The following is a 21,204-nucleotide window of genomic DNA, read 5'->3' as shown; positions in this document are numbered from 1 at the left end:
GAAAGTGCCCGTCCTAAGCCGGGAGGACGTTGATCAGCACCTTCGACCGCGGGGCGATCAGAACGGTGTTGACCTGCTCCGGCCGGATCCGCTCGCGGAGCTTCCGCTCCAGCGGGTAGGTCCGGCCGCCGGCGCGGAGGGTGAACGACTCGAGGCTCTTGAACCCCTCCGGGCTGCGATGCAGGCCGATCGGGTACTCGTCGGTGAGGCGCGCGGTGCCGAAGTCGTGCGTCCAGCCCGTGACCACGGCCAGCCGTCCGCCGAAGGCGTCGGCCAGGCGGCGCCAGCAGACGAACGCGAACCAGCCGGTGATCGCCAGGAGCGGGACCACGGTGCCCAGCACCTCGCCCGCGGTCGTCGCCACGAGGGCGAGGCTCACCGTCACCACGAGACCGGTGATGACGACCGCTGCCGTCAGCCAGAAGGTCAGGTCGAGCAGCGCGCCGCGCTGCGCGGGGTGGAGCCGGCCGTTGCGGTTGGCCAGCTCCACCTCGGGCCGGTCGTTCACTCGGGGTGCTCCTTCTCGTAGGCCTCCTCGGCCTCGTGGTAGCGGTCGTATTTCCAGAACAATGCATGGGCGCCGGTTTGCGTGCTCTTTACCCGGCAGGGGCGGCCCGCGTTGAGCGCGACCGGCTCAGGCTTCCGTAAACTCGGATCGAGCAGCGAGCGAGGTAGGTGAGGAACCGGTGGCCAACGCGGAGGAACGCCGCTTCGACGTGCTGCGCGCGATCGTGGCCGACTACGTGTCCAACCAGGAACCCGTCGGGTCCAAGGCGATCGTCGAGCGGCACAACCTGGGTGTGTCGAGCGCCACGGTGCGCAACGACATGGCGACGCTCGAAGAAGAGGGCTACATCACCCAGCCGCACACCAGTGCCGGCCGCGTCCCGACCGACAAGGGCTACCGCCTCTTCGTCGACCGGCTCTCGGAGATCAAGCCGCTGAGCGCGGCCGAGCGCCGCGCCATCACCACCTTCCTCGACAGCGGCACCGACCTCGACGACGTCCTCAAGCGCTCGGTCCGGCTGCTCGCGCAGCTGACCCGGCAGGTCGCCGTCGTCCAGTACCCGATGCTGACCAACGCCAAGGTGCGGCACCTCGAAGTGGTGCCGCTCACCCCGGCGCGGCTGATGCTGGTGCTGATCACCGACAACGGGCGCGTCGACCAGCGCACGGTCGACCTCGGCGACGTCGTCACCGAAGAAGACGTCGCGCGGCTCCGCACCGTGCTCAACACGGCCATGTCCGGGCGGCGGCTCAACGACGCCGCCGCACGCGTCGCCGAGCTGCCCGACAAGTCGCCCGGCGAGCTGCGGGACGCGCTGATCCGGATCACCACCGTGCTGGTCGAGTCGCTGGCCGAGCACCCGGAAGAACGCCTGGTGCTCGGCGGCACCGCGAACCTCACGCGGAACGTCGCCGACTTCCCGGGTTCGCTGCGCCAGGTCCTCGAGGCGCTCGAGGAACAGGTCGTCGTGCTCAAGCTGCTGGCCGCGGCGCGCAACCCCGGTGCGATCACCGTGCGCATCGGTGAGGAAAATGAGGACGAGCAGATGCGCAGCACCTCGGTCGTCTCGATCGGCTACGGCCGCGACGACGTGGTGCTCGGCGGCATGGGGGTGGTCGGCCCGACCCGGATGGACTACCCCGGCACGATCGCCGCGGTGCGGGCGGTCGCCAACTACGTGGGGCAGATCCTGGCCGGCCGCTGAGCCGGGCAGAGCAGAAGGAGAAGCAGAGACGGTGGCGAGGGACTACTACGGCATCCTCGGGGTGGCCAAGAACGCGAGCGATCAGGAGATCAAGCGCGCGTACCGGAAGCTGGCCCGGGAGCTGCACCCCGACGTCAACCCGTCGGACGACGCCCAGCACAAGTTCGCCGAGGTCACCACGGCCTACGAAGTGCTGTCGGACCCGCAGAAGCGCAAGATCGTCGACCTCGGCGGCGACCCGATGGACGGCGGCGCCCGCGGCGGCGGTGGCGGCGACCCGTTCGCCGGGTTCGGCGGCCTCGGCGACATCATGGACGCCTTCTTCGGCGCGGCCGGCGGTGGCGGCGGGCGCGGGCGGGGCCCGCGCAGCCGCGTCCAGCCCGGCTCCGACGCGCTGATCCGGCTCGGCCTCACCCTCGAGGAGTGCGCGACCGGCGTCGACAAGGAAATCGCCGTCGACACCGCCATCGTCTGCGACCTCTGCCGCGGCGCGGGCACCAGCGAAGGCACCTCGGTCAAGACCTGCGACACCTGCGGCGGCGCCGGCGAGGTCCAATCCGTCCAGCGGTCGTTCCTCGGCCAGGTCGTCACGGCCCGCCCGTGCCCGGTCTGCCGCGGCTTCGGCGAGGTCATCCCCGACCCCTGCCGCCAGTGCGGCGGCGACGGCCGCATCCGCGCCCGCCGCAACGTCACCGCGAAGATCCCGCCGGGCGTCGGCGACGGCATGCGCATCCGGCTCTCCGGACAGGGCGAGGTCGGCCCCGGCGGCGGCCCGGCGGGCGACCTGTACGTCGAGATCGACGAGACTCCGCACGAGGTCTTCGTCCGGCAGGGCCACGACCTGCACTGCAACTTCCGGATCCCGATGACCACAGCCGCCCTCGGGGCCACGGTCCCGATCTCGACCCTGGTCGACGGCGACTACGACCTCGACATCGAACCGGGCACCCAGCCCAACGCCGAGCTCGTCCTCACCGGCAAGGGCATGCCGCGGCTGCGGTCCTCCGGCCGCGTCGACGGCCGCGGCGACCTGCACGTCCACATCGACGTCGTGGTCCCGACCAAGCTCGACGAAGCCCAGCGAGAGCTGCTCGTCGAGCTGGCCCAGCAGCGCGGCGAAGAGGTCCCGACGCTGGCGTCCAACGGCACCAAGCACGGCGGGCTGTTCTCCAAGCTCCGCGCCAAGAACCACCGCTGACCGTGCCCGACACCACCCTGCCGGTCTTCCTCACCGCGTCGGTGCCGTCCTCCGGCCGCGCCGTCCTCGACGGTGAGGAAGCCCGGCACGCGGCCACCGTCCGCCGCCTGCGCGTCGGCGAGCGGCTGGTCCTGTCCGACGGCGCCGGCGCGATGGCCCGGTGCGTCGTCGAGGGCGTCCAGCCCGGGCGGGACGCCTCGGTGACGCTGACCGTCGAGTCGTCGTGGACCGAGGAGCCGCCGGCGCTGCGGGTCCTGGTCGCGCAGGCGCTGGCGAAGGGCGACCGCGGTGAACTCGCCGTCGAACTCGCCACCGAGGCCGGCGTCGACGCGATCGTCCCCTGGCGGGCGGCCCGCAGCGTCGCCAAGTGGGAAGACGGCGGACGCGGCGACAAGGCCCTCGCCCGGTGGCGCTCCACCGCCCGGGCGGCCGCCAAGCAGGCCCGGCGAGCGCACGTGCCCGACGTCACCGAGCCGGTGACCACCGGGGAGCTGGCCGGGCTCGTGGCGACGATGTCGCTGGCCATCGTGCTGGAATCGGACGTCCCCGAGCGGCTGACCGACCTGGTGCTGCCCGACGCCGGAGACGTCCTGCTGGTCGTGGGACCCGAGGGCGGGGTCACCGACGAGGAGCTCGCCGTCTTGAAGGAAGCCGGCGCGCAGGCCGTCCGGCTCGGGACGACGGTCCTGCGCACCTCCACCGCCGCCGCGGTCGCCTTGGGAGCGCTCGGCGCACTCACCACCCGTTGGCAGTAGATCACCAAAAAACCGGGCGAATTTTGCGCCCAGTTATGGCGCGATCACGCTCCGACCGGTTACTCTCATTTACTAACGCACCGTGCAACATCCGGGTGCGCCACTGGGAAGAAGACTCCGCCGGGCACCTCCCCCCTCGGTCCGGCGGCCGCCGCGGTCGCGGTGAGGCGACCCCCAGGCTTCACCGCCACCGCGGCATCTCCCTCGCTCGCTTCGCTCGCGGGTCGAGCCGCGGTTTTGGTTTCGTTCCTTCTTCTGGGGGTCAAACCCCCAGACCCCCAGCCGGGGGCACGCCCCCGGACCCCCCGCGAGTCGGGTGGGTGGCTGGGTTCTTGAGGGCGTGTTGCGGGCTCGGCGGCCTTCGGCCTTCTCGCTCGTGTGGTTCCTGCTTGGTGGGGTGGATAGGGTGCTCTTATGAGCGGTAGTGAGGCTGAGACTCTCTTCGAACGGATCATTGGGGGGGAGATCCCTGCTGACGTTGTGTATCAGGATGCGACCACCTTTGCGTTTCGGGATATTCGGGCGCAGGCTCGGGTTCATGTGCTTGTTGTGCCTCGGAAGCGGTACCGGAACGTTGCCGAGCTGGCTGCCGGGGATCCGCAGCTGCTGAGTGATGTCATTGCCACCGCTCGTAAGGTTGCCGAGCTCGAGGGCATCCTGGAGAGCGGGTATCGCGTCGTCTTCAACACCGATGGGGACGCCGGGCAGACCGTCTTCCACGTGCACGCCCACGTTCTCGGCGGGGAACCGCTCGGGCTGTTCGGGGCTCCGGAGCAGGACTAGGGAAACCGGCCTGCGTCTTGTCGGTGGGTGCCAGTAGCATCGGTGGGGTCCGTAGTCCCTCACCGAGAAAGCAGGCCTGAGGCCACGTGGCCGGAACCGTACCGGGTGGTGCCGCCCGACCCGACGTCCCCGGAGACGTCGCCAAGACCGAGGATGCCGCCGCCCAGGCTGCGCAGTCCCGGTTCCCCATTCCCGACGCCGCCGCTCTCAGCCTGCTCGGCTCCCGCGACGAGAACCTGCGCGTCGCCGAGGAACTCCTCGCCGCCGACGTGCACGTCCGCGGCAACGAAGTCACCCTGACCGGCGCACCCGCCGACGTCGCGTTCGCCGAACGCGTCTTCGCCGAGCTCGTGCAGCTCGCCACCGGCGGCCAGCAGGTCGGACCCGACACCGTCCGGCGCACCGTCGGCATGCTCTCCACCGGCGACGCCTCGCCGGCCGAGGTGCTCAGCCTCAACATCGTCTCCCGCCGCGGCAAGACCATCCGGCCCAAGACGCTGAACCAGAAGCGGTACGTCGACGCCATCGACAAGCACACCGTCGTCTTCGGCATCGGCCCGGCCGGCACCGGCAAGACCTACCTCGCCATGGCGAAGGCCGTCCAGGCGCTGCAGGCCAAGCAGGTCACCCGCATCGTGCTGACCCGCCCGGCCGTCGAGGCCGGCGAGCGCCTCGGCTACCTGCCCGGCACCCTGAACGAGAAGATCGACCCGTACCTGCGGCCCCTCTACGACGCGCTGCACGACATGGTCGAGCCGGAGTCGATCCCGCGGCTGATGCAGGCCGGCACGATCGAGATCGCGCCGCTGGCGTACATGCGCGGCCGCACGCTGAACGACGCCTTCATCATCCTCGACGAGGCCCAGAACACCACGCCCGAGCAGATGAAGATGTTCCTCACCCGGCTCGGCTTCGGGTCCAAGATCGTCGTCACCGGCGACATCACCCAGGTCGACCTGCCCAGCGGGCAGCGCAGCGGCCTGCGGGTCGTGCGCGACATCCTCACCGGCGTCGAGGACCTCCACTTCGCCGAGCTCACCAGCCAGGACGTCGTCCGGCACAAGCTCGTCGGCGACATCGTCGACGCCTACGAGAAGTGGCAGGCCGTGCAGGACGCCCAGCAGAACGACGGCTGGAAGGGCAACCGGCGTTGAGCATCGAGATCGCCAACGAGTCCGGCGTCAACGTCGACGAGACGTCCATCGTCTCCGCCGCCCGCTACGCCCTCGACAAGATGGAGGTCAGCCCGCTCGCCGAGCTGTCCATCCTCCTCGTCACCCTCGACGTCATGGAAGACCTGCACGAACGCTGGATGGACCTCCCGGGCCCCACCGACGTGATGGCCTTCCCGATGGACGAGCTCGACTCCTCCCGCCGCCCCGACGCACCCGACGCGTCACCGGCGCTGCTCGGAGACATCGTGCTCTGCCCGGCGTTCGCCAAGGACCAGGCCAAGACCGCGGGCCACGCCCTGATCGACGAGCTGCACCTGCTCACCGTCCACGGCGTGCTCCACCTCCTCGGCTACGACCACGCCGAACCCGCCGAGGAACGCGAGATGTTCGCCCTCCAGAAGCGCATCCTCGGCGAGTACCAGGACGCCGTCGCCGCCCTCGACAAGCGGGACGCCCAGCGCAGCACCGACGACCGAGTCCTCGGCATCGCCGGGCTCGACGCCCCGGCCGCCGAACCACCAGCCGGGGAAACGCCCTAGGCGCCAGCCATGGAACAGCTCTTCTTCGCGATCGCGCTCGTCCTGCTGGCGGGCGTGTTCGCGGCGGCGGACGCCGCGATCAGCACCGTCTCGCAGGCCCGGGCCGACGGCCTCGCCCGGCTCGGGCTGCCCGGCGCCCGGCACCTCGCCGCGATCGTCGCCGAACGGCGACGGCACATCAACCTGCTGCTCCTGCTCCGGCTCGGCTGCGAACTCACCGCCACCGTGCTGGTCACGGTGTTCGTGGGCACCCGGCTCGCGCCGCTCGGCGTCGCCGTGCTGGTCGCCGCCGTGGTCATGGTCGTGGTCAGCTACGTCCTGATCGGCGTCGGCCCGCGCACCCTCGGCCGCCAGCACCCCTACCGCATCGGCCGCTACGTCGCCGGGCCCGTCCGCGTCCTCGGCTCCGTGCTCGGCCCGCTGTCCCGGCTGCTCATCCTCATCGGTAACGCCATCACCCCCGGCCAGGGCTTCCGCGAAGGCCCGTTCACCTCCGAGGTCGAGCTGCGCGAGCTCGTCGACATGGCCCAGGAACGCGGCGTCGTCGAGGACTCCGAGCGCGAGATGATCCACTCGGTGTTCGAGCTCGGCGACACCGTCGCCCGCGAGGTCATGGTGCCGCGCACCGAGATCGTCTGGATCGAGCGGACCAAGACCGTCCGGCAGGCACTGGCCCTCGCGCTGCGCACCGGGTTCACCCGGCTGCCGGTGATCGACGAATCCGTCGACGACATCGTCGGCGTCGTCAACATCAAGGACCTGATGGCCGGCTACCTCGACCCGGACGGCCCGAGCACTGTCGTCGAGTCCGTGATGAACCAGGCATCCTTCGTCCCCGACTCCAAGCGGCTCGACGAGCTGCTCAAGGAGATGCAGCGCTCGCACAACCACATGGCGATCGCCGTCGACGAGTACGGCGGCACGGCGGGCCTGCTCACCATCGAAGACGTCCTCGAGGAGATCGTCGGCGAGATCACCGACGAGTCCGACGCCGACGAGCGTCCCGAGGTCGAGGAGCTCGACGGCGGCGCGGTCCGGATCTCGTCCCGGATGAGCGTCGACGACCTGGGTGAGCTGTTCGGCATCGACCTCGAAGACCACGACGTGGAGACCGTGGCCGGGCTGCTCGCGGAACGACTGGGTAGGGTCCCGCTGCCGGGGGCCGAAGCCGAGGTCGCCGGCCTTCGGCTGTTCGCCGAAGGGGGCAAGGACCGGCGCGGCCGCATGCGGATCACGTCCGTGGTCGTGCACCCGGCCGACGCCGAAGCCATGACCGACCCCGTCGACCGGACGCGCCGCCGCACGCGCCTGCCCCACCCCGACGAACGCGACAGGAGCGTCGAACATGCCTGACCTCGAGGCCGAGGACCAGAAACTCGTCACGCTGGCCCGGTCCTCGCGCGCCCGCATCCAGGCGGCCGAGGGCGCCGCGGTCCGCGACACCGACGGCCGCACCTACGCCGCCGGCACGGTCGACCAGCCGTCGTTCAAGCTGACCGCGCTCCAGGCCGCCGTCGCCGCCGCGCTCTCCAGCGGCGCCGAGGGCATCGAGGCCGCCGCCGTGGTCACCGGCGACGGCCTGCTCAAGGAGGCGTCCGTGCACGCCGTCCGCGACATCGCCGCGCGCGCCCCGATCTTCCTCGCCGCCCCGGACGGCGAAGTCCTCAAGGTGCTGGACCGATGACCGGCCACCGTTCCGGCTTCGCCTGCTTCGTCGGACGGCCCAACGCCGGCAAGTCGACGCTGACCAACGCCCTCGTCGGCACCAAGGTCGCGATCACCTCCAGCAAGCCGCAGACCACCCGGCACGCGATCCGCGGCATCGTCCACCGCGAGGACGCCCAGCTCGTCCTCATCGACACGCCCGGCCTGCACCGCCCGCGCACCCTGCTGGGCGAGCGGCTCAACGACATCGTGCACACGACGTGGTCCGAAGTGGACGTCGTCGGCTTCTGCGTCCCGGCGAACGAGAAGATCGGGCCCGGCGACAAGTTCATCGCCAACGAGCTGCAGAAGATCGCCAAGCGGACGCCGGTGATCGGCATCGTCACCAAGACCGACCTCGTCCAGCCCCAGCAGGTCGCCGAGCAGTTGCTCGCCCTGCAGCAAGTGATGGAGTTCGCCGAGCTCGTCCCGGTGTCCGCGGTGGACGGCTTCCAGGTCGGCACCCTGGCCGACCTGCTGGTCCAGCGGCTGCCCGAGGGCCCGCAGCTGTACCCCGGCGGCGAGCTCACCGACGAGCCCGAGCAGACCCTCGTCGCCGAGCTGATCCGCGAGGCGGCGCTGGAAGGCGTCCGCGACGAGCTGCCGCACTCGATCGCCGTCACCGTCGAGGAGATGCTGCCCCGCGAAGGCCGCGACGACCTCGTCGACGTGCACGCCTTCCTCTACGTGGAGCGTCCCAGCCAGAAGGGCATCATCCTCGGGCACAAGGGCGAACGGCTGCGCGAGGTCGGTGCCACCGCCCGCAAGAACATCGAGGCGCTGCTCGGCTCGAAGGTCTACCTCGACCTGCACATCAAGGTGGCCAAGGAGTGGCAGCGCGACCCCCGTCAGTTACGCCGGCTCGGATTCTGACCTGCCGCGGGAGCGGCGGCGGAATTCCTGGTCTCGATTCGGTCGCGACGGGACGAAACGGGGGGCACGTGATGATCTCGCCCCCTACAGTCGCGGCTTCGACCACACCGCGGCCGGTCGGGGCGGCCCGCGGACCCGGTGGTCGTCTTGGGAGCACGACGAAGGGGAACTACCGACCATGAGCGACAGCCAGGGCATGCCCAACTACCCCGGCGACCAGCCGAACCAGTCCGGCGGCCAGCAGAACTACCCCGGTGGGCAGCCGGGCGGCTACCAGCCCGGCCCGCCGCCGAGCAACAACCTCGTGTGGGCGATCCTGACCACGATCCTGTGCTGCCTCCCGTTCGGCGTCGTGTCGATCGTGCAGGCCGCGAAGGTGAACGGCCTGTGGGCGCAGGGTCAGACCGCCGCCGCGCAGGAGGCCGCCAACTCGGCCAAGAAGTGGGCGATCATCTCGGCGGCCGTCGGCGTCGTGTGGATCGTGCTGTGGGTCATCCTGATGATCGCGGGTGTCTTCAGCGCGAATGTGACCACGTCGTCGTACTGACGTAGCCGAGCAGCAGGAGGATCCCCGGTGACCGACCAGTACCCGCCGCCCTACCCGCCCCCCGGCGGGCCGGGCTACGGCTACGGCTACTCGCCGCCGAACTACGGGCCACCGCCGGACAACAACCTCGTGTGGGCCATCCTGAGCACCGTGCTGTGCTGCCTGCCACTGGGCATTGTCGCCATCGTCAAGGCCAACCAGGTGCACACGCTGTGGTTCCAGGGCTTCCACGCCGAGGCGCAGAAGGCCGCCGCCGACGCCCGCAAGTGGGCGATGTGGTCGGCCATCTCGGTCGGGATCTTCCTGCTGCTCTACGTGGTCTTCTTCGTCGTGCTGGCCGGGGTCGGCGTCTTCTCGACGGGGTGGCGGCCGTGACCACGACCGTCTACACGGGATACCCCGCCCGCGACGCCAAGGCCACGCTGCGCGCCCTCGGTGCGCCGATGGCCGTCGTCGCCGGGCTCGGTGTGTGCTGCGCGGTCGTCTGGATCGGCGACCCGACCACCCCCGGCGGCTTCCTGCCCCTCTGCCCGACGAAGGCGCTGTTCGGCATCGACTGCCCGGGCTGCGGCGGCATGCGGATGGCGTACAGCCTGATGCACGGCGACATCCCGGCCGCCCTGCACTACAACGCCGTCTCGTTCGTCGTCGTGCTGCTGCTGGTGTGGAGCATCGTCGTGTGGGCACTCGGGCGCCTGCGCGGCCGCGCGATGAACAGCTGGCTGCACTGGCGGTGGACGCCGCTGGTGTTTTCGATCGTGTTCGTCGTCTGGTTCGTCATCCGCAACCTCCCGTTCGCCCCGTTCACGGGCTTGCGCGTCTGATTTCCGGCGGACGGGAACCAGGGCGTCACCGACCGCGTCGCACCGGCACGGGATTCACCCGGACAGCTGAAGCCTGGGCGGCGACGCCGAAGGCGAACCGAGTACGCTCCCGCGGACCGCGCCGTACACGCGGCACGGTTCCGCACGGGGCGTGCGGTGAGTGACCAGCGAGGGGAAGACCTGATGACCGATCCCTACGGGCAGCAGTCCTTCGGGCAGCAGCCCGGTGGCCAGCAGCCGTTCGGCCAGCCGCCGGGCCAGGCACCGTACGGGCAGCCCACGCCCTACGGGCAGCAGCCGCCGTTCGGCCAGCCCGCACCGTTCGGACAGCAGGGCAACCCGTTCGGCCCGCCGCGCAACTACGCGAGCTGGGGTCAGCGCGCCCTCGGCTGGCTCATCGACTTCGGGCCCGTCGTCCTGCTCTACCTGATCCTCATCCCCCTCGCCTTCGCTGGCGGCGACGGCTTTTCGATGGTGGCCGTGGCCGGCTCGATCGCCTGGATCGCCTGGTGCGTCTACAACCGGTGGATCCAGCAGGGCAACACCGGCCAGTCGCTCGGCAAGCGGGTCGCGAAGATCAAGCTCGTCCGCGAGGACTCCGGGCAGCCGGTCGGCCCCGGCCTGGCCTTCGTGCGCGATCTCGCCCACTTCGTCGACAACGTCATCTGCTACGTCGGCTGGCTTTGGCCCCTCTGGGACGACAAGAACCAGACCCTCGCCGACAAGATCATCGGCACCGTCGTCGTCAACGCCGACGACGCGGCCGCGCCGGTCGCCCCGCAGAGCGCCCCGGGGTTCGCCGGCGGATTCCCGCCGCCGGGACAGCAGCCCGGCCAGTTCGGCCAGCCGTCGTCCGGCGGTTTCCCGCAGCAGCCCGCGTCCGGTGGCTTCCCCCAGCAGCCGCAGTCCGGCGGCTTCGAGCAGCAGCCCGCCCCGGGTGGTTTCGGCCAGCCGCAGCCGGGCGGCTTCGGCCAGCCACCGTCCTCCGGTGGCTTCGCGCAGCCCCCGCAGCCGGGTGGCTTCGGGCAGCAGCCGCTCGCCCCGTCGCCGGGCGGTGCCTTCGACGAGCAGGCGGAGCGCACGCAGATGCTGCGCCCCGGCTCCGGGAGCGCCTTCGACGAGCAGGCCGAGCGCACCCAGATGCTGCGCCCGGACGCCCAGGGCGAAGCCGAGGCCACCCAGAAGATCCAGCCGGGCCAGTTCGGCCAGCCGCCGAACGAGCAGCGCTGACCTTCTTTTCCGACAGCACCGCCTTCCGCAGCACCGCCGGAGCCGTCCGGCGGAAGTTCACGAACAGTTGGGGTAGAACGTCATGACCAATCCCTACGGCCAGCAGCAGCCCTACGGCCAGCAGCCGCAGCAGCCGGGCTACGGCCCGCCGTCCGGCGGCATGCCCGCGCCCTACGGCCAGCCCGCGCCGTACGGGCAGCCCGCGCCGTACGGCCAGCCGCCCACCGGTGGCTACGGCACCCCCGGCTACGGGGTCCCGGGCTACGGCATGCCCGGCGGTGGCGACATCAACCAGATCAAGGACTACAAGGGCTGGGCGATCGCATCGCTGTTCCTCGGGGGCCTCATCCTGGGCATCTTCGCCATCATGAAGTCCAACGAGGTCGGCACGTACAAGATGCAGGGCAACTACATGATGGCCGAGCAGGCCTCGCGGACGACCAAGACGCTGTGCCTGGTCTCCTCGATCCTCGGCGGCCTCGGCTGCGTCCTGTTCCTGTTCGCCTTCCTGGTCCCGCTGATCGTCTACGGCGTCTCCTGAGACCGGTCGTTTCCGCGGGGCGCTCCACCCCGGCATCGCCCGAAGGTGGGACGATGTCGGGGTGGTGAACCTCTACCGCGACACCGGGGTGGTGTTGCGCACGCACAAGCTGGGTGAAGCCGACCGGATCGTCACCCTGCTGACCCGGCGGCACGGCAAGGTCCGCGCCGTGGCGAAGGGCGTGCGGCGCACCTCGTCGCGCTTCGGGGCCCGGCTGGAGCCGTTCGGCCACGTCGACGTGCAGTTCTACACCGGGCGCACGCTCGACGTCATCACCCAGGTCGAGACCGTGGACGCCTTCCAGCTGCCCCTGGTCGCCGACTACCAGAGCTACACCGCGGCCAGCGCGATCGCCGAAACCGCGGACCGGCTCTCGGCCGAAGAGGGCGAGCCGGTGCTCAAGCTGTACCTCCTCGTCGTCGGGGCGCTGCGGGCGCTCGCCGAGGGGCAGCGGGACTCTTCCCTGGTGCTCGACGCCTTCCTGCTCCGCGCGATGTCCTACGCCGGCTGGGCGCCCGCGCTCACCGAGTGCGCCCGCTGCGGCCTGCCGGGCCCGCACCCGGCGTTCAGCATCGCCGCGGGCGGCTCGATGTGCTCCGACTGCCGGATCGCCGGCTGCGTGCACCCCGCCCCCGAGGTCCTGGACCTGCTCACCGCCTTGCTGCACGGCGAATGGCCGGTGGCCGAGGCGACCCTGCCCGGCACCCGCCGCGACGCGAGCGGGCTGGTCGCGGCGCACCTGCAGTGGCACCTGGAGCGTCAACTGCGGTCCCTGCCCCTGGTCGAGCGACGCGCCCGGGAGACCACCGCGCCCGGCCAGTAAGGTCGGGCCTGATCGGATTCACCCATCCAGGGAGGCTCGCAGTGCTGCGCAGGGGACGCGAGAACAAGGCGTCGCGATACGAGCTGCGGGCCCCGGATCCGCACCCGTCGGGCGCGAAGCCGCCGGAAATCCCGCGCGAGCTGGTGCCCAAGCACGTCGCGCTGGTCATGGACGGCAACGGCCGCTGGGCCAACCAGCGCGGGCTGCCGCGGATCGAGGGCCACAAGCGCGGCGAAGCGGTGATGATCGACGTCGCCAGCGGGGCGGTCGAGCTGGGCGTCAAGTGGCTCTCGGTGTACGCGTTCTCGACCGAGAACTGGAAGCGCAGCCCCGAAGAGGTGCGGTTCCTGATGGGCTTCAACCGCGACACCATCCGCCGCCAGGTCGACTACCTCGGCTCGATCGGGGTGCGCATCCGCTGGGCGGGGCGGCGGCCGAAACTGTGGGCGTCGGTGATCAAGGAGCTGCAGGCGGCCGAGGAGAAGACCAAGCACAACACGGCGCTGAACATGACCATGTGCGTCAACTACGGCGGCCGCGCCGAGCTGGGCGACGCCATGCAGCGGATCGCGCGTGCCGTCGCCGACGGCAAGCTGAACCCCGACAAGGTCAACGAGAAGACCATCGGGAAGTACCTGTACCAGCCGGAAATGCCGGACGTGGACCTGTTCCTGCGGCCTTCGGGCGAGCAGCGGACGTCGAACTTCCTGCTGTGGCAGTCGGCCTACGCCGAGATGGTCTACCAGGACACGCTCTTCCCGGACTTCGACCGGACGCACCTGTGGCGGGCCTGCCTGGAATTCGCGAAGCGGGATCGCCGCTTCGGCGGCGCGGTCGACCAGGCGGCTTCTTCGTGAGCGCCACGGAAGCGGTCGAAACCGCGGACCTGCTGACGCGGGCCCGGGAAGCCCTCGAGCGCTACCTCGAGGTCCACGTCGACGACGACGGCGCGCTGACGTTCTCCCACGGCGGCGTCCCGTGCGTCATCCAGGCGACCCGGCTCGGTGAAGGTCTCACGGTGCTCACCCTGACCTGCGTGGTCGGCTGGGACCTCGCGGACGAGCCCGCGCTTTCGATCGCCGTCGCCGAGCGGGCGGGGCAGGGGCTGTTCGGGACGCTCGGGATCGGGCATTCGGACAACGGCGTCGACGTCACGCTCCGGTACGCCTTCCCGGCGGCGGGGCTGGACGCGGCCGCGCTCGGGACGTTGCTGATGCTGGTGGTGTCGACGGCTTCGCAGCTGAGGACCGATCTGCCCGGAATCGTGCCCGGCGACTGACCCGTTCGGGGTGGATTTTCGCCGCGAACGGAGAATTCCGTACCGAAACGGACCGTGATCCTCCGTTCGCGGCCCGTGCGGGTCCGGTCTTGTCGGACCGCCCTGGCATCATCGCCGTCGTGAACATCGTTTCCGACACCGAGGCCGAGCCCGGCCGGCGCACCCGCCGGTTCCGGATCAGCTCGGTCGAAGTGCTGTGCGCGATCCTGCTGGTCGCGATCCTGGCCCAGAGCCGGCTGCAGCAGCTGTTCGACGTGCCCGCGTTGCGCACCGGCTCGACCGTGTTCGTCGCGGTCTGCGTGCAGGCGCTGCCGTTCCTCGTGCTCGGCGTGCTGATCAGCGGGGCCATCGCCGCGTTCGTGCCCGCCCGCGTGCTGGAGAAGGTGCTGCCCCGCCGGGCCGGGGCGGCCGTCGGCGTCGCCGGGCTGGCCGGGGTCGCGCTGCCGGGCTGCGAATGCGCGTCGGTGCCGGTGGCCCGGCGGCTGATGGGCCAGGGCGTGGCGCCGGCCGCGGCGCTGACGTTCCTGCTCGCCGCGCCGGCGGTGAACCCGGTGGTGCTGGTGGCCACCGCGGTCGCGTTCCCCGGCAAGCCGGAGATGGTGCTGGCCCGGTTCGCGGGCTCCCTCGCCACGGCGATGGTGATGGGCTGGCTGTGGGCCCGCTGGGGCAGGCTGGAGTGGATCACCGCGCGGGCGCTGCAGCGCCTCCCGGACGTGGCGGGCGGCCGTCGGTGGCGGGTCTTCGCCGAGACCGCGCGCACGGACCTGGTCGAGGCGGGCGGTTTCCTGGTGCTGGGGGCGTTGATCTCGTCGGCGCTGAACGTGCTGGTGCCGGCGCACTGGTTCGGCGTCCTGGGCGGCCAGCTGGTACTGGGCGTGGTGGTGATGGCGGTGCTGGCGGTGGTGCTGGCGCTGTGCAGCGAGGCGGACGCGTTCGTCGCGGCGTCGCTGACGGCGTTGCCCCTGCTGCCGAAGCTGGTGTTCCTGGTGGTGGGCCCGGCGATCGACGTGAAGCTGTTCGCGTTGCAGGCGGGCACGTTCGGACGGTCGTTCGCGGTGCGGTTCGCGCCGGTGACGTTCGTGGTGGCGGTGGCCTGCGCGCTGGCGGCCGGGTTCCTGGTGGGGGTCGCGTGAAACGGGAGACCCAGAACATCCTGCTGATCCTGCTCGGCGGGGCGCTGGTCAAGATCGCGGTCAACGGCGACTACCTGCGGTACGTCAAGCCCGCCCAGCAGCCGTGGATCATCGCGGGCGGCGCCGTGATGGTGCTGCTCGGTGCGGTGGCGATCGTCCGCGACCTCATGGCGTCGCGGGCGTCCCACGACCACGACGGCCACTCGCACTCGGCGCGTCCGGCGTGGCTGCTGCTCGTCCCGGTGCTGGCGGTCTTCCTGGTCGCGCCACCGGCGCTGGGCGCGGATTCGGTGGTCCGCACCGAGGCGCGCGCCCCCTCGACCGCGGCGGCGGTCAACGCGGCGGCGTTCCCGCCACTGCCGGCGGGGAACGTCGTTCCGTTGACGGTGAACGAGTTCGTCAGCCGCGCGGGCTGGGACTCGGCGGGCACGCTGAACGGCCGCACGGTTTCCCTGACCGGATTCGTGGTGCACACCGACGGCAGCACGCTCCTGGCCCGCCTCGTGATCAGCTGCTGCGCAGCGGACGCGTTCCCGGTGACGGTCCGCCTCCGCGGCGGCGAAGCGGACCACCTGGCAAGCGACGCGTGGATCCAGGTCACCGGTGAGGTGGTGCCGGGCACGGCGACGAAGGACAACAACTACACCCCCGACTTCACCCCGGCGTCGGTGACCTCGGTCCCCACCCCCAAGGACCCGTACGAGTACTGACATTTGTCCAAGACCCGCGGCCGGTCGCGCCCCTACGGTCCGGCGCATGGGTCTTCACAGAAGTACGGGGATGTACGTCGTCCACGACGGTCCGCGGGAGGCACCGCCCTTGCTGCTGGTGCACGGGTCGGGTGCTTCGGGGTCGTCCTGGGGTCCGGTGGCCCGGATCCTCGCCGCCCGGCACCACGTCATCCGGGTCGATCTGCCGGGGTGCGGCCAATCCCCGCCGGCGCCGTCGTACGCGGTGCCCGGGCTGGCCGCCCGCGTGGCCGCGCTGCTCGACGACCTCGGGCTGCGGCAGGTCGCCGTGGCCGGGCACTCGAGCGGTGGCTACGTCGCGACGTCGCTCGCGGAGCAGCGCCCCGAGCTGGTGCGGTCGCTGGCGCTGGTCAGCACCGGCCCGAGCCTCGGCGCGCTCCTGCCGCAACCGCCGCTGATCCGCGCCCTGTCGGCCCCGCCGCTCGGCCCGCTCCTCTGGTCGGTGCGGTCGGAAGCGTTGATCCGCAAGGGAATCCGGGCGACGACCGCCCGCCCGGTGGACGTCCCGGACGACGCCGTCGCCGACCTGAAGAACATCGGCTACCGCTCGTTCCGGGCGATCCTGCGCGCCAATTCCGCGTACGTCGCCGAGCGGAGCGTCCCCGATCGCCTCGCCGGTCTCGGGCGGCCCGTGCTGGTGGTCTTCGGCGCGGCGGACCCGCGCTGGGATCCGCGGTCGGCCCGCGAGTACGACGTGGTGCCGGGCGCGCGCGTGGAAATGCTCCCGGGCGTCGGGCACGTTCCCGTCCTGGAGGCTCCGGAACCGACGAGCTAACTCCTGCTGCGCTTCGCGGCGGCGGCCTACCCTGCGTAGGTGAGCGGCTGGACGTGGGCGGACGTGGACGTCGCCGTGCCGCGCCCGGGAAGCGGCCTGCCGGGCGTCGCGATGGCCGGGTTCCGCCAGCGGGTTCGCGGCGACGTGGAGATCGCGATGGTCGCGCACCCGTCGGTGACGCTGTTCCTCGACCTGAGCGAGACCGGGGGGATCGTCCGCGAAGCCGGCGGGACTTCCCGGCGGGGCAGCTTCGTGGCCGGGCTGCTCCCGGGCCGCCTCCGCACCGGCGGCCAGGAGGGGAGCGGCCTGCAGATCCGGCTGTCCCCGGCGGTCGCGAGCGTGGTGCTCGGCGCCGCAGCCGAGCTCACCGGCACGGTGGCGACCCTGGAGGAGGTCTGGGGACGCGACGCCGGACGGCTCGAGGAACGCCTGCGCGACGCCCCGACCTGGGACGAACGCTTCACGATCGCGACGGACGTCCTCGCCCGCCGCCTGGCGGTGCCGTCCCGGGTCGAGCCGGAGGTGGCGCAGGCCTGGCGCCGGACGCAGGCCGCCCGCGGCCGACTGCGGATCGACGGCCTGGCCGAGGAAGTCGGCTGGAGCCGCCAGCGCCTGTGGTCCCGCTTCCGCGCGCAGCTCGGCCTCACGCCCAAGCGGGCGGCCCAGCTGGTCCGCTTCGACCACGCGGCCCACCTCCTGGCGGCCGGCCACCCACCGGCGGCGGTGGCCGGCCGGAGCGGCTACGCGGACCAGTCGCACCTCCACCGCCAAGCCCGGGCGATCACGGGCTTGACGCCCGCCGCGCTGGCGACGGCCCCGTGGCTGGCCATCGACACCGTGGCCTGGCTCGCAGCACCGCGAACCTGATCGCCACCGCCGAGTCGCTCACCCAGACCCGCGACCCGACCCTCCAGGTACGCAAGCCGACCCTTCAGGTGCGCAGGCCGACCCTCCCGGTACGCGAGCCGACTCTCCGAGTGCGCGACCCGACCTTCGAGATGCGTTGGTGTCAGTGCTCGGCGCAGGTGCCGGTGATCTCCACCGTGTGCGAAATCTCCGAAAAGCCGTGCTCCGCCGCGATCTTCTCCGCCCAGCGTTCCACCGCCGGCCCCTCGACCTCGACCGTCCGGCCGCACAGGCGGCACACCAGGTGATGGTGGTGGTGCGCGGAACACCGGCGGTAGATCGCCTCGCCCGAATCGGTGCGCAGCACGTCGATCTCACCCGCCTCCGACAGCGACTGCAACGTGCGGTACACCGTTGTCAGGCCGATGCCGTCGCCGCGTTTGCGCAGCTCGTCGTGGAGTTCCTGGGCCGATCGGAAGTCGTCGATCGTGCTCAGCAGCTCGACGACCGCGGACCGCTGCCGGGTGGAGCGGCGCCCGGGGACCGGGGCCTGGCCGCGTTGTGCGGCCGGCTCAGCGGCGGGGTTCATCACTTTCCTTCCTGCACGTGGGCGACGGCGTCGACCACGATGTGCGCCAGGTGGTCGTCGGCGAGCCGGTAGACGACCTCACGGCCGCGCCGCTCGCCCTGGACCACCCCAGCCGTCTTCAGCACCCGCAGGTGCTGGCTGATCAGCGGCTGGGCGACGTCGAGCGCGTCCACCAGCTCGTGCACGCACCGGTCGGCCGCGCGCAGCTGCAGCACGATCGCGATCCGGACCGGCGCCGCCAGCGCGCGCAGCAGGTCGCCCGCGTCGGTCAGCACCGACTGTGGGGGATGGGCGGGCGCCGCCGGGGACGCCGGGGTGCAGTCCGCGAGCCCCGGCTGGGCGCCACTCCCGGTGACCGTCGCCATTCCCGCCTCCACGCTGCCCGCGACCATGAATTCCGTAGTCATTGCCGATAACGGCCCGGCCCATCCTAGTGTTCCCCCGTCCGGGACCCCCGCTTCGGCGCCGAGCTGCGGGGTACGGCCGGTCGTATTACCCCGTTCGGGTGAGTTCGTGGGATATTGGCCCTGCGGCTTCGCATGTCGTGGCCGACGGTGCAAGGTTGTCGCGGAGCGTTTCGCCGCTTCCCGGACGCCGGCGAGCCGCCCGGAGCAGAGCAGTGGGGAGACATGACGCGATTCGTGACGAAGGCAGCCGCACTGACGGTCGCGGTGTTCCCGCTGGTCGGCGTGGGTGTCGCCGGGGCGCAGGCCCAGGCCGTCGACGAGAAGACCGGCCCGGTCTCGTTCGCGAACATCGCCTCGGTGCGGATCGGGGACGAGGGCCAGCGCGGCGGCGCCCTCATCACCGAAACGCAACGGTCCCCGCTGCTGCCCGGCCAGTCGAAGCTCGGCGCGGACCGCGTTTCGGTCCCCAAGGACGACGGCGAGCGCGCCACCTTCGGCGGGCACTACCAGATCGACCTCGGCCGCTACAGCGCGTCACAGAACCCGTACCCGCCGGGGGTAGCGAGCCGCGACCACAACGTCTTCGCCGCGTTGCAGGCCACGACCGTGCCCACCGCCGCCGCGGAGACCAACTATGCGCTGCGGGACAACTGGCAAGGCGGCACCAAACCGGCCGACAACACCGTGCTCGTCTTGGAAGGGGCCAAGACGTCGGTGGAGTGCACCGGTCCGGCGAAGCTGTCGGCCGCCACGGCGGTGACCCGGCTGTGGGTGCGCCAGGCCGGCGGCGGGCTCGGCATCGTCCCGGTGCCCGGCGGCAACGCCGGTCTCGAGCTGAAGAACCTCCGGCTCGGCCCGCCGGGCGACATCACCAACGCCGACCGGGCGACCACCGTCTCCGACCTCAGGCTGACCCGCGTCACCGCCTTCGGCCAGCTGATCCGCCAGGACGGCTGGCGCGGGGGCGACCACACCGCGGTCGCCGGCTGGCGGGTCGAGATCACCACCCACGTCAAGGACGCGCAGGCCGCCGCGCTGCAGGACGTGAAGACGAACATCGTGCTCGGCGGGGTCAGCTGCTCGATCTCGAACGGCTTCGTCGCGAAGGCCGCCGCCCCCACCGGCGGCCCGGCCGCCACGCAGGCCGCGGTGCCGACCCAGGTTCCGGCCGGTTACCTGGGCGCGGCCGCGCCGGCCACCGGCGACGACGGCTCCCGCGTGCCGTTCGGCATCGGCCTGCTCTTCGGCGGCGTCTTCCTCGCCGCCGTCGCCCTGCTGCTGGGCAGGCGGCGCAAAACCGGGTCGGACTAGGTGCTGCGCACCGCGCTGGCCGCCGTCTCGACGGCGCTGGCCGTGGCCGCCTTCGCGGCCGGCATCGTCGTGCTGACCTGGCTGCCGCCGACGGTCACGCCCCTGGCGGCGCCACCCCCGCCCGGCTCGCTGCCGGGGGAGAACGCGGCCCCGGCCGTGCTCCCCGCGGACAGCGAGTCCGCCGCGCAGCAGCGGCCGGGCACGGTCCGGCTGCCCGGTGGCGCCACCGCCCGCCTGGTCCGCACCGAACTCACCGATACGGGCGTGCTGCCCATCCCGCGCGGCCTGGGCGACGCCGCGTGGTGGGGCGCCAAGCTGGGCGCGGCCCGCGGTGCCGCCCTGCTGTCCGGGCACGTGAACTGGGAGGGCAGGCGCGGGCCGTTCGACGAGCTGTGGCGCATGCGCGACGGCGACGAGGTCAGCGTCGTCGACGCGCGCGGCGGCCGGTGGGTGTACCGCGTCGACGACGTCGTCACGCTGCCGAAGGAGGCGTTGCCCTCGCAGGCCGCCCGGTGGTTCGGGCAGGACGGCCCGCACCGGCTGGTGCTGGTGACCTGCGGCGGCGACTACGTCGGCGGCACCGAAGGCTACGACGAGAACCGCCTGGTCACGGCCAAGCTGGTGACGCGCCCCACCGGCTGATCGAGTTCGCTGCAACCTTTCGCGCCCTTCGCGGCATGCCTGTCCCTGCACTGGCCACGACAGCGAAGGAGCGCACGCCCATGCAGGAGCACAACCCGGAGCCGAAGAAGGGCTCCGGCCGCTGGTGGATCGTCGGCGTCGCCGGGGTGTTCGTGGTCGCGGCCCTCGTCGTGACCCTCCTCGTGTTCACCGGAAAGGATGAACCGGCCGTCGCGAACGGCGCCGGGACACCCGTCCCGGCCGCGAACCAGCCGGCCCCGCAGGGCACCCGTCCGGAGACCGGCAGCGACCCGGACCGGCTCTCCCTGCCCGGCGGCGGCACCGCGAAGCTGATCAAGGAGGACCTCGACGCCGCGGGCGCGCTGAAGATCCCGGAGGGGCTCGACGAAGCCGCCTGGTGGGGCGCGAAGCTGGGCGCCGACCACGGCGTCGCGCTGCTGTCCGGGCACGTGAACTGGAAGGGCAAGAAGGGCCCCTTCACCGAGCTCTGGCAGGTCAAGCCGGGGCAGCAGGTCAAGCTGACCGACGCCGCCGGCGGCGGGTGGGTGTACCGGATCGACACGGCCGAGACCGTGCACAAGTCGGACCTCGCCGGCCGGTCCGAGCAGCTGTTCGACCCCGACGGCCCGCACAAGCTGCTGCTCGTCACCTGCGGCGGCGAGTACGTCGGCGGCAGCGAGGGGTACGAGGACAACCGCGTCGTGACGGCGTCGCTGGTGTCGCGGCCGTAGGCTCACCTGCGCGAAAAGCGGTGGGCCCCGGCCGATAC

27 protein-coding genes are annotated in these 21,204 nt (G+C 71.8%); 24 read left to right on the top strand and 3 right to left on the bottom strand.

Going from position 1 to position 21,204, the window contains the following annotated elements; all coding sequences use genetic code 11:
• Positions 1–13 precede the first annotated feature (13 nt).
• Complete coding sequence (locus ACFPLC_RS00715) at positions 14–508, bottom strand: hypothetical protein (RefSeq protein ID WP_378196686.1); 495 nt, start codon at positions 506–508, stop codon at positions 14–16.
• A gap of 178 nt (positions 509–686) precedes the next feature.
• Between ACFPLC_RS00715 and hrcA the strand changes: the two genes are divergently transcribed.
• The 21 genes from hrcA to ACFPLC_RS00610 all read left to right on the top strand — a co-directional run bounded on the left by hrcA (position 687) and on the right by ACFPLC_RS00610 (position 17,507).
• Positions 687–1,712 carry a heat-inducible transcriptional repressor HrcA gene (gene hrcA / locus ACFPLC_RS00710; protein WP_191307451.1) on the top strand — a complete coding sequence of 342 codons (1,026 nt, stop codon included), beginning with the start codon at positions 687–689 and terminating at the stop codon, positions 1,710–1,712.
• 31 nt (positions 1,713–1,743) lie between these two features.
• On the top strand, positions 1,744–2,910 hold the full coding sequence (gene dnaJ, locus ACFPLC_RS00705; protein WP_191307448.1) for a molecular chaperone DnaJ: 1,167 nt from the start codon (positions 1,744–1,746) through the stop codon (positions 2,908–2,910).
• A 2-nt stretch (positions 2,911–2,912) separates the two neighbouring features.
• Positions 2,913–3,665 carry a 16S rRNA (uracil(1498)-N(3))-methyltransferase gene (locus tag ACFPLC_RS00700; RefSeq protein WP_378196682.1) on the top strand — a complete coding sequence of 251 codons (753 nt, stop codon included), beginning with the start codon at positions 2,913–2,915 and terminating at the stop codon, positions 3,663–3,665.
• Between the two features lie 414 nt (positions 3,666–4,079).
• Positions 4,080–4,448 (top strand): histidine triad nucleotide-binding protein, encoded by a 369-nt coding sequence (locus tag ACFPLC_RS00695; protein ID WP_378196679.1) that lies wholly within the window; start codon positions 4,080–4,082, stop codon positions 4,446–4,448.
• Positions 4,449–4,534: 86 nt separating this feature from the next.
• Positions 4,535–5,602, top strand: coding sequence for a PhoH family protein (locus tag ACFPLC_RS00690; protein ID WP_378196676.1), 1,068 nt, complete (start codon positions 4,535–4,537; stop codon positions 5,600–5,602).
• Complete coding sequence (gene ybeY, locus ACFPLC_RS00685; RefSeq protein ID WP_191307440.1) at positions 5,599–6,162, top strand: rRNA maturation RNase YbeY; 564 nt, start codon at positions 5,599–5,601, stop codon at positions 6,160–6,162. Before ACFPLC_RS00690 ends, ybeY begins: the two co-directional genes overlap by 4 nt.
• A gap of 9 nt (positions 6,163–6,171) precedes the next feature.
• Entirely contained in the window at positions 6,172–7,515 is a 1,344-nt protein-coding gene (locus ACFPLC_RS00680) for a hemolysin family protein (protein ID WP_191307438.1), read from the top strand.
• The gene (locus tag ACFPLC_RS00675; protein ID WP_191307436.1) at positions 7,508–7,846 is read left to right on the top strand and encodes a cytidine deaminase; all 339 of its coding nucleotides are present in this window, start codon (positions 7,508–7,510) and stop codon (positions 7,844–7,846) included. The genes ACFPLC_RS00680 and ACFPLC_RS00675 overlap by 8 nt, the downstream gene beginning before the upstream one ends.
• Entirely contained in the window at positions 7,843–8,739 is an 897-nt protein-coding gene (gene era, locus ACFPLC_RS00670) for a GTPase Era (protein ID WP_378196672.1), read from the top strand. Before ACFPLC_RS00675 ends, era begins: the two co-directional genes overlap by 4 nt.
• Before the next feature lie 178 nt (positions 8,740–8,917).
• Positions 8,918–9,286 carry a CD225/dispanin family protein gene (locus tag ACFPLC_RS00665; RefSeq protein ID WP_378196670.1) on the top strand — a complete coding sequence of 123 codons (369 nt, stop codon included), beginning with the start codon at positions 8,918–8,920 and terminating at the stop codon, positions 9,284–9,286.
• Positions 9,287–9,313: 27 nt separating this feature from the next.
• Positions 9,314–9,661: a CD225/dispanin family protein gene (locus ACFPLC_RS00660; RefSeq protein ID WP_378196667.1), complete on the top strand. Its 348-nt coding sequence runs from the start codon at positions 9,314–9,316 to the stop codon at positions 9,659–9,661.
• Positions 9,658–10,110, top strand: coding sequence for a DUF2752 domain-containing protein (locus tag ACFPLC_RS00655; protein ID WP_378196664.1), 453 nt, complete (start codon positions 9,658–9,660; stop codon positions 10,108–10,110). The genes ACFPLC_RS00660 and ACFPLC_RS00655 overlap by 4 nt, the downstream gene beginning before the upstream one ends.
• 183 nt (positions 10,111–10,293) lie before the next feature.
• Complete coding sequence (locus tag ACFPLC_RS00650) at positions 10,294–11,340, top strand: RDD family protein (protein WP_378196662.1); 1,047 nt, start codon at positions 10,294–10,296, stop codon at positions 11,338–11,340.
• Between the two features lie 82 nt (positions 11,341–11,422).
• A complete protein-coding gene (locus ACFPLC_RS00645) occupies positions 11,423–11,881 on the top strand; it encodes a CD225/dispanin family protein (protein ID WP_378196660.1) in 459 nt (152 codons plus the stop codon).
• Positions 11,882–11,942: 61 nt separating this feature from the next.
• A complete protein-coding gene (gene recO, locus ACFPLC_RS00640) occupies positions 11,943–12,704 on the top strand; it encodes a DNA repair protein RecO (RefSeq protein ID WP_378196657.1) in 762 nt (253 codons plus the stop codon).
• A gap of 41 nt (positions 12,705–12,745) precedes the next feature.
• Positions 12,746–13,561, top strand: coding sequence for an isoprenyl transferase (locus ACFPLC_RS00635; RefSeq protein ID WP_378196654.1), 816 nt, complete (start codon positions 12,746–12,748; stop codon positions 13,559–13,561).
• Positions 13,558–13,983, top strand: coding sequence for a YbjN domain-containing protein (locus tag ACFPLC_RS00630; protein ID WP_378196651.1), 426 nt, complete (start codon positions 13,558–13,560; stop codon positions 13,981–13,983). The genes ACFPLC_RS00635 and ACFPLC_RS00630 overlap by 4 nt, the downstream gene beginning before the upstream one ends.
• Before the next feature lie 125 nt (positions 13,984–14,108).
• A complete protein-coding gene (locus ACFPLC_RS00625) occupies positions 14,109–15,116 on the top strand; it encodes a permease (RefSeq protein WP_378196992.1) in 1,008 nt (335 codons plus the stop codon).
• Positions 15,113–15,826: a TIGR03943 family putative permease subunit gene (locus tag ACFPLC_RS00620; RefSeq protein WP_378196648.1), complete on the top strand. Its 714-nt coding sequence runs from the start codon at positions 15,113–15,115 to the stop codon at positions 15,824–15,826. Before ACFPLC_RS00625 ends, ACFPLC_RS00620 begins: the two co-directional genes overlap by 4 nt.
• A gap of 46 nt (positions 15,827–15,872) precedes the next feature.
• On the top strand, positions 15,873–16,640 hold the full coding sequence (locus ACFPLC_RS00615) for an alpha/beta fold hydrolase (protein ID WP_378196645.1): 768 nt from the start codon (positions 15,873–15,875) through the stop codon (positions 16,638–16,640).
• A 39-nt stretch (positions 16,641–16,679) separates the two neighbouring features.
• A complete protein-coding gene (locus ACFPLC_RS00610) occupies positions 16,680–17,507 on the top strand; it encodes a helix-turn-helix domain-containing protein (RefSeq protein WP_378196642.1) in 828 nt (275 codons plus the stop codon).
• A gap of 142 nt (positions 17,508–17,649) precedes the next feature.
• On the opposite strand, the gene ACFPLC_RS00605 is transcribed toward ACFPLC_RS00610, so the two are convergent.
• Positions 17,650–18,075 (bottom strand): Fur family transcriptional regulator, encoded by a 426-nt coding sequence (locus tag ACFPLC_RS00605; RefSeq protein WP_378196640.1) that lies wholly within the window; start codon positions 18,073–18,075, stop codon positions 17,650–17,652.
• Positions 18,075–18,440: an ArsR/SmtB family transcription factor gene (locus ACFPLC_RS00600; protein ID WP_191307870.1), complete on the bottom strand. Its 366-nt coding sequence runs from the start codon at positions 18,438–18,440 to the stop codon at positions 18,075–18,077. The genes ACFPLC_RS00605 and ACFPLC_RS00600 overlap by 1 nt, the downstream gene beginning before the upstream one ends.
• Before the next feature lie 264 nt (positions 18,441–18,704).
• Here ACFPLC_RS00600 and ACFPLC_RS00595 point away from each other — a divergent pair, with 264 nt between their 5' ends.
• From ACFPLC_RS00595 to ACFPLC_RS00585, 3 genes are all read left to right on the top strand, one after another.
• Positions 18,705–19,793: an LPXTG cell wall anchor domain-containing protein gene (locus ACFPLC_RS00595; protein WP_378196637.1), complete on the top strand. Its 1,089-nt coding sequence runs from the start codon at positions 18,705–18,707 to the stop codon at positions 19,791–19,793.
• The gene (locus ACFPLC_RS00590; RefSeq protein WP_378196634.1) at positions 19,794–20,435 is read left to right on the top strand and encodes a class F sortase; all 642 of its coding nucleotides are present in this window, start codon (positions 19,794–19,796) and stop codon (positions 20,433–20,435) included.
• A gap of 80 nt (positions 20,436–20,515) precedes the next feature.
• Positions 20,516–21,166 carry a class F sortase gene (locus ACFPLC_RS00585; protein WP_378196988.1) on the top strand — a complete coding sequence of 217 codons (651 nt, stop codon included), beginning with the start codon at positions 20,516–20,518 and terminating at the stop codon, positions 21,164–21,166.
• Positions 21,167–21,204 lie beyond the last annotated feature (38 nt).

This window comes from Amycolatopsis plumensis (assembly GCF_042652605.1).
GTDB lineage: Bacteria > Actinomycetota > Actinomycetes > Mycobacteriales > Pseudonocardiaceae > Amycolatopsis > Amycolatopsis plumensis.
The sequence above is the reverse complement of the archived record's forward strand: the minus strand, read 5'-3'. Positions and strand labels throughout refer to the sequence as shown.

Excerpts from the sequence above, each read along its gene's own strand:
- ACFPLC_RS00665 (WP_378196670.1), top strand. The coding sequence starts at position 8,918 with ATGAGCGACAGCCAGGGCATGCCCAACTACCCCGGCGACCAGCCGAAC.
- ACFPLC_RS00695 (WP_378196679.1), top strand. The coding sequence starts at position 4,080 with ATGAGCGGTAGTGAGGCTGAGACTCTCTTCGAACGGATCATTGGGGGG.
- ACFPLC_RS00605 (WP_378196640.1), bottom strand. The coding sequence starts at position 18,075 with ATGAACCCCGCCGCTGAGCCGGCCGCACAACGCGGCCAGGCCCCGGTC.
- ACFPLC_RS00675 (WP_191307436.1), top strand. The coding sequence starts at position 7,508 with ATGCCTGACCTCGAGGCCGAGGACCAGAAACTCGTCACGCTGGCCCGG.
- ACFPLC_RS00595 (WP_378196637.1), top strand. The coding sequence starts at position 18,705 with ATGACGCGATTCGTGACGAAGGCAGCCGCACTGACGGTCGCGGTGTTC.
- ACFPLC_RS00615 (WP_378196645.1), top strand. The coding sequence starts at position 15,873 with ATGGGTCTTCACAGAAGTACGGGGATGTACGTCGTCCACGACGGTCCG.
- era (WP_378196672.1), top strand. The coding sequence starts at position 7,843 with ATGACCGGCCACCGTTCCGGCTTCGCCTGCTTCGTCGGACGGCCCAAC.
- ACFPLC_RS00650 (WP_378196662.1), top strand. The coding sequence starts at position 10,294 with ATGACCGATCCCTACGGGCAGCAGTCCTTCGGGCAGCAGCCCGGTGGC.
- ACFPLC_RS00585 (WP_378196988.1), top strand. The coding sequence starts at position 20,516 with ATGCAGGAGCACAACCCGGAGCCGAAGAAGGGCTCCGGCCGCTGGTGG.
- ACFPLC_RS00645 (WP_378196660.1), top strand. The coding sequence starts at position 11,423 with ATGACCAATCCCTACGGCCAGCAGCAGCCCTACGGCCAGCAGCCGCAG.
- ACFPLC_RS00680 (WP_191307438.1), top strand. The coding sequence starts at position 6,172 with ATGGAACAGCTCTTCTTCGCGATCGCGCTCGTCCTGCTGGCGGGCGTG.
- ACFPLC_RS00600 (WP_191307870.1), bottom strand. The coding sequence starts at position 18,440 with ATGGCGACGGTCACCGGGAGTGGCGCCCAGCCGGGGCTCGCGGACTGC.